This is a genomic window from Cohnella xylanilytica, assembly GCF_014212175.1.
In the GTDB taxonomy this organism is placed as follows: domain Bacteria; phylum Bacillota; class Bacilli; order Paenibacillales; family Paenibacillaceae; genus Cohnella; species Cohnella xylanilytica.
In genome coordinates this window covers 35,747-41,983 of the sequence record NZ_JACJVR010000080.1, presented here as the reverse complement: position 1 = coordinate 41,983, position 6,237 = coordinate 35,747, and the positions used below count along the sequence as shown (strand labels likewise).

Genomic DNA, 6,237 nt, shown 5'->3' with positions numbered 1-6,237 from the left:
TGCGCTTTCGAAATTCAGGTTGAATTGTCCGGCCGTTATCCGGGATAATGGAGCTTGAGAAAGCGGTGAACAAAATGTGGCAACCCGACAGACGAGCCGACATTCCGATCTATCGGCAGATCGCCTCCCATATGGAAGGAAGAATCCGGGGCGGCGAATTTCCGCAAGGCAGCCTGCTCCCGTCGGAGAGGAAGCTCGCGGACATGCTTCGGGTGAACCGGACGACCGTCGTTCAGGCGTACGAGGAGCTCCGCTCGATGGGGCTCGTGGAGCGCGCCGTCGGCAGCGGGACGAAGGTCGTTCCCGCGGGGTCCGGAGGGGCGATCAGTCCGAATTGGCGAAAATATCTCGAAGCCGGCACGTTCCTGCCGAACGTGCCCGCCATGCGCCGAATCCGCTCGGAGCTGCGGACGGAAGGGGCGGTCATCGACTTCGCGAGCGGCGAGCTTCATCCGGAGCTGTTCCCGAACGAGACGATTCGGACTCTTCTTAAGGAGAAGACGTTCGACGGCCACCTCGGCTACGAAGATCCCCAAGGATTCGCTCCCCTAAGGGATTCCCTGTCCCGCTTCCTGCGCCGGTACTTGAACATCGAGGCGTCCGAATCCTCCCTGCTTCTGACGTCGGGCTCGCAGCAGTCGCTGTTCCTGATCACGCAATGCCTGCTCAGCCCGGGAGACGCCGTCGCCGTCGAGGTTCCGTCCTACGGCCGGTCGCTGTCGCTCTTCGAATCGGCCGGGCTGAAGGTCATTCCGCTTAGGGCGGACGACCAGGAAGGCGTCGATCCGGACGACGTCGCCGAGCTGCACCGGCGGCATCGGCTGAAGATGATTTTCACCAATCCGAACTTCCAGAATCCGACCGGCACCGTATTATCGGCCGAGCGCAAGCAGCGGCTTCTGGACATAGCCGCCGAGCGGGGCATCCCGATCGTCGAGGACGACCCGTTCAGCTTGACCGCATTCGACGGAACCGTCCCGCCTCCGCTCCGTTCGATGGACGCCGGCGGCCAAGTGCTCTATGTCGGTTCGCTGTCCAAGATCGCGGCATCCGGGCTTCGGATCGGCTGGCTCGCCGCCCCCCATTCGATCGTCTCGAAGCTGGCCGACGCCCGGCAGCAGATGGACTTCGGGCTGAGCGCCATTCCGCAGTGGGTGGCGGCGGAGCTGCTCGATTCCCCCGGCTTCGGGAGGCATCTGGCCGAGCTCCGGCGCAAGCTCGCGTTCAAGCTGGACAGCCTGAGAGCGGCGCTGGACTACCATCTGCCGGGCGAGGTCGGCTACCGCGTCCCCGAAGGCGGGCTGAATCTGTGGGCGAAGTGGAACGAGCGGCCGGCCAACGCCGATCGCTTGTTCGAGCAGGCGATCCGGGAGGGCGTCGTCTACGTGCCGGGAAGCGTCTACGGCTCCGGGCCGGACTTCTTCCGGCTCTGCTTCGCGAGGCCCGCGGACGATCGGATCGAGGAAGGCGTCGCCAAGCTGGCTGCCGCCTACCGGACAGCCTCGCGATTCTGACAATTCCGGAGGCGGCGAATATCCCGTCGTCCCGGCTGCAGCCGTTGACAGGCACCCGATGGCGACCTAGTATTAACAGATACCGAACGGTGTTCTAGGATTGGAGCATTGGAGAGGGCGGCATGGAGAACGAGCTTACCAAGGACATCTATTCTTGACGTGGCGGATCCGACGCGGCGCAGGGAGTCGCGCTATCGGCTGAACGCCGCTCCGCTCAAGGAGATCGAGGATGGGGCGTCGCATTACCGGAAGTACTGGACCGATCGATTCGCGCTGTTGAATCGGCTCGCAGAGGAAGAAATCTAACGATGAACCGAACGGAGGACGGCGAACGATCGCCGTCCTCTCGCGTTTTTTTATAGCGCCTGGCCGGCAGTCTCTCGGACGGCTGCCTCCCTGCCCATCAGATAGGGATATAGTAGGATAAGGCCGGCGACGTATAAGGCCAGAGCGAAATAAGCGGGCAGCAGATGCGCGAAGCTCGTATACCCGATCGCCCCGTGTACGCTGAGCGCGGCGACGAAGCCCGGCGTTCCCCCGAATAGGAACATCTTCCAGATCCAGCGTTCGCCCTCCCGGATTCCCCACAGCGAGGTCGCCAGCAGCGCGATGGCGTCGCAGAACAGGGCGCCGCCGAAGCCGGCCCGGTCGTGGGCGATGAGCGGGATAAGCCGCTCGTTGAAGCGTTCGATGGCTTCCGGGGCGATCCCCAGATAGCGAAGGTCTTCCTTCACGAACACGTCCGTCACCCCGACGAGCGAGATGACGGCCCCGCCGACGGCGAAGGCGGAGCCGAGCGCGACGAACATCAGCTGCCCCCATTGGGCGCGCTGCCAGACCCGGCCGTTCCGGAGATTGGGCGGGCGGATCAGCGCGCGGTGCCCCCTCCCTCGCATCGCGAGCACGAACATCGGCAACAGAATCGCCGCGGCCGCCCCATGCAGCGGATCGAAATACCCGTACCCTAAATAGAAGAAGAAGCTGGCGAAGCCGAAGAGACCGGACGTCAGAAGCGCGGTCTTCGCCCAATGCAGCTCGTGCCGAAGCCCGTGCTTGGCGAGCATAAAGTACAGAATGCCGATCGAGATCATCGTCCCCGCGAGCGTAATGCGGTCGTGGGACATGAAGTGCAGCAGATGCGGATGGAAGGCCGCGATGGCCTCCCGCTTAAGGCCGAGGAACTGTTCGTCGTACGGCAGCAGCACGGACGAGACGGCGATCAGCCACGCGATCAGTCCGCCGGCGATCATGCCGGCGCCGAGGCCGCACATCCAGCCCCACGAGCTCCAGAACGACGGAGCGGGCTCCGGCGGGAGCTCCTTCATTCTCTCGTAGAGAACCGCTTCGTTGATCCGCTTCGGGAGCCCGGGCCCCGAATAGACGAGGCCGGCGTGAAGCATGACGAGATCGGCCCCTTCCCGCATGACGTCCAAGGCGTCTTGAGGCTCGTGAATGCCGCCCTTGACGACGATCGTCCGCCTCTCCCCGATCTCGGCCGAACGAATCAGCCGAACCTTCTCCAGCGAAGCCTCTTTGTCCTCCGGCCCGAAGAGGAGCCCGCCGCCCTTCCGCCTTCCTTCTCCGACGACGACGCCCTCCCATCCGTCCAGCCCTCCCGCCTCGAGCAGAGCTTCGAGCTTCCCGGCCGGATAGTCGAGCGGAACATGGAGCAGAATCGGAAGCTTCTCCATCTCGCGGCGGAGGGCTACGATGGCTAAGCTTAGCCGTTCCGCGGCTTCCTCGGCCGTTCGGTCCGCGTCCAGCAGATCGACGGACAAGGCCGCCGCGAACCCGCCCAGCTTCGAGGCCATCGCGGCCACTTCCGCGGCCGCCTCTTCGCCGGACAAGCCGTCCCCCGCTCGCAGCCGGACCAGATAGGGAACGTTCTCGGCCAGCTTCCCGGACTTGAACCGGCCGGCGACGCCTTCGACGCCCTCGTTCGCCCAAGGATCCGGGCAGAAGAGGCTCTCCTCCCCTTCGATTCGTTCCGCGGGCCGCGGCGGCCCGGTTCCTTCCCTCGTCACCGGACCGACCTCGACGAACCCGAAGCCGATCTGCGCGAGCGCCCGATGCGCGCCGCCGCGCGGGTCCAGCTCGCCGGACAAGCCGACGGGCAGCTCGACCCGCGTGTCCCCGATCCGGCTCTCCAGCAGGGGCGACAGCTCCATATGACCGAACGTTCGGATGACGAAGGAGCCGAGCGGCAGGCGGCCCAGTCCTCCGAAGACGCCTAGCGTCAAGCTCCGGGCCCGCTCGGCGGGCATGCGGAACAACAGAGGACGGAATAGCGTGCGATAGGACCAATCCGGCATCGGGTTCTCCTCCCCGTTCCTTAACGCGTATTGATGCTCTATCGTACCCAATTCGACGCGTTCCCCCGTTTTCCTCCGTTCCATTCTTTCCCTTTTTGAATCATTCTCTGGTAAAAACGAACATCCGCCCCGACCTGTCCCATCCGGGGTCATAGAAGGGCCCGATTCGATCCGAATCGGTATCCGTTGGCCGAATCATTAGAATTTTCTTATTCGCCATCCCCCATCCCTCGACCGGAACGACGGTGGTTCCTTCGAATTGCGACAAATAAACTTCGGATACGCTCAGAGCCTTTGACATGCTTCTCGGCCGCTTCACCGTACAATCAGGGTAACCTGTCTCCACCATCACGCAAGAGGAGTGGTCAGATGCTAAGCAATCGTGTCCGCGCAGTCTTGTCTATGTGCTTCGGGTTCGCCCTCGTTATCGCGCTTGGCCTGTTCCTTGGAACGTCGAACGCCGACGCGGCCGCAGCCTCGTCCGGCTCGCAAGAGAAGGAGCTCGCCCCCGCCAAATACGAGACGACCGCCTATTATCTGAACGTCCGGGCGGACGCTTCCGCCAAATCCAAAATATTGAAGGTCGTCAAGAGAGGAACCATCCTGTCGGTCGTCGAGAAGCTCGAGAACGGTTGGTTGAAGCTGGAAGGCAAAGGGTACGTGCACGGAGGCTACGCCGAGCCGGTCGGCGAGCCCGCGGCGGCGAAGAAGACGGCCGCGGTCCGAACGGTCGCCGCGACGTCGATGACCGCGAAGTCCGAGCCGCATAAGCCGTTCGACAAGGTGCAATCGCCGTCCGGGCTGACGGCGGAGGCCATCGAAGCTCTGTTCAAAGGCACGGGGCTGGCGAACCAAGGGCTCGAGAAGGCCATCATGGAATTGGAAGACCAATACGGGATCAACGCGTATTTTACGATAGCGGTCATGAAGCTGGAGAGCGGCAACGGCACGAGCAAAGTCGCCAAAACCCGGAACAATCTGTTCGGCCTCAATTCCAACAACGGCACCGGTTACCTCCGCTTCAAGACGAAGGTGGACAGCGTCAAGAGGTTCGGGCAGCTAATCTCCAAAAATTACATAGGCAAGGGCTATACGACAATCGAGAAAATCGGCCGCAAATACTGCCCCGCCAACTCCAAATGGCCGGGTCTGGTCAAAAACGTTATCAACCGCGACTATAAACGGGTTCTCTCTTCACGGGAGTGATCGCTTCCCGATGGCCCCCCGTTAGGCGTTCGACGGTTTATTCGGCATCCCCCGCGAGCTCTTCGGACGGCCTCCCGGCCGTCTCTGCGGGGTCTCGCCCCGGGCATCCGGTCCCCGGCAACGGCCCCGCCCCATGACAACGAACCGATTCTTCCCTTACTATGGAGTTATGCCGCGGCCGCAACCGCCGCGGACATTCCATCGGCGAGGGAGGATTTCGTTATGTCTATCGGCCGAGACACGGGCACGTACGGCTTCCGGTTCGCGGAGCCCGCCGGGCTTCCCTTGTGCGGCTTGTTCGCCGTCGGCCGCGGGAGGGAGACGAGCGAAGCCTATCGCTGGGACGGGACGACCCGCGACGACGGTCCCCTGCTTCTGTTCCAATATACGCTGGAGGGAGAAGGCGTCGTCGAGATCGAAGACCGCGTCGTCGCGGTCGGTCCGGGGCGGGCGTTCCTCGTGGAGATTCCCGGGCGCCATCGCTATTACCTTCCTCCGGACAAGCCTCCCTGGGAGTTTTATTTCGTTCTGTTCCGGCCGAGCCTGTTGCTTCCCGCCTGGCGGCAGATCAAGGAGGCCGTCGGCGACGTCCCCTCCTTGCCAGCGGCGAGCGCCCCGATCCGCGCGCTGAAGAACCTGTTCGAGGAGGCTCGCGCGGGGAAGATCGCCGACCCGTTCGCCGCCTCCTCCCACGTCTATCGGTTCGTCATGGAGCTGTGCCGGTTCGCCGCTTCGCGGGGCCGGGAGCAGGACGATTGGCCGGAAGCGGTGCGGAGAGCCGTCGCATGGATCGACGCGCACTACGCGGACATGGTCGGCCAGGAGGAGCTCGCTCGGATGTCCGGGCTGTCCAAATACCATTTTCTAAGGACGTTCTCCCGCTTCGTCGGCATGACGCCGAACGATTACTGGAACCGGGTGAGGATCGAACGCGCCATCGAGCTGCTCGGACGCACGGATTGGAGCGTCGACCGGATCGCCGCCGAAGTGGGCTATTCGAGCGGGAGCTACTTCATCAAGGTGTTCCGGAAGCTGACGGGACAGACGCCGGGGAGCTTCCGCTCCGGACGCGAGCTGCCGTACAGCCGGCTGTTCTTCGATTAACCAACTGGAGTGGGTGTGGGCAGAAAGATAGAGCAGCAATTTTGTGCGATTTGTCGGAGGAAATTACGGTGGATATCGTCAGATCGTTCGCTTTATGATGG

At 63.2% G+C, this 6,237-nt stretch carries 5 protein-coding genes; 4 read left to right on the top strand and 1 reads right to left on the bottom strand.

Going from position 1 to position 6,237, the window contains the following annotated elements; genetic code table 11:
- Positions 1–74 precede the first annotated feature (74 nt).
- Complete coding sequence (locus tag H7B90_RS21135) at positions 75–1,514, top strand: aminotransferase-like domain-containing protein (RefSeq protein ID WP_185137892.1); 1,440 nt, start codon at positions 75–77, stop codon at positions 1,512–1,514.
- 159 nt (positions 1,515–1,673) lie between these two features.
- Positions 1,674–1,820, top strand: a complete 147-nt coding sequence (locus H7B90_RS21130; protein ID WP_185137889.1) for a hypothetical protein — start codon at positions 1,674–1,676, stop codon at positions 1,818–1,820.
- Positions 1,821–1,870: 50 nt separating this feature from the next.
- On the opposite strand, the gene H7B90_RS21125 is transcribed toward H7B90_RS21130, so the two are convergent.
- Positions 1,871–3,826 carry a dihydroorotate dehydrogenase gene (locus tag H7B90_RS21125; RefSeq protein WP_185137888.1) on the bottom strand — a complete coding sequence of 652 codons (1,956 nt, stop codon included), beginning with the start codon at positions 3,824–3,826 and terminating at the stop codon, positions 1,871–1,873.
- Positions 3,827–4,195: 369 nt separating this feature from the next.
- Here H7B90_RS21125 and H7B90_RS21120 point away from each other — a divergent pair, with 369 nt between their 5' ends.
- Positions 4,196–5,032 carry a glucosaminidase domain-containing protein gene (locus H7B90_RS21120; RefSeq protein WP_185137887.1) on the top strand — a complete coding sequence of 279 codons (837 nt, stop codon included), beginning with the start codon at positions 4,196–4,198 and terminating at the stop codon, positions 5,030–5,032.
- 222 nt (positions 5,033–5,254) lie between these two features.
- Positions 5,255–6,136, top strand: coding sequence for an AraC family transcriptional regulator (locus H7B90_RS21115; protein WP_185137886.1), 882 nt, complete (start codon positions 5,255–5,257; stop codon positions 6,134–6,136).
- Positions 6,137–6,237 lie beyond the last annotated feature (101 nt).

Bases quoted from the DNA above. Each gene is read 5' to 3' on its own strand.
- H7B90_RS21125 (WP_185137888.1), bottom strand. From the start codon at position 3,826: ATGCCGGATTGGTCCTATCGCACGCTATTCCGTCCTCTGTTGTTCCGC.
- H7B90_RS21135 (WP_185137892.1), top strand. From the start codon at position 75: ATGTGGCAACCCGACAGACGAGCCGACATTCCGATCTATCGGCAGATC.
- H7B90_RS21115 (WP_185137886.1), top strand. From the start codon at position 5,255: ATGTCTATCGGCCGAGACACGGGCACGTACGGCTTCCGGTTCGCGGAG.
- H7B90_RS21120 (WP_185137887.1), top strand. From the start codon at position 4,196: ATGCTAAGCAATCGTGTCCGCGCAGTCTTGTCTATGTGCTTCGGGTTC.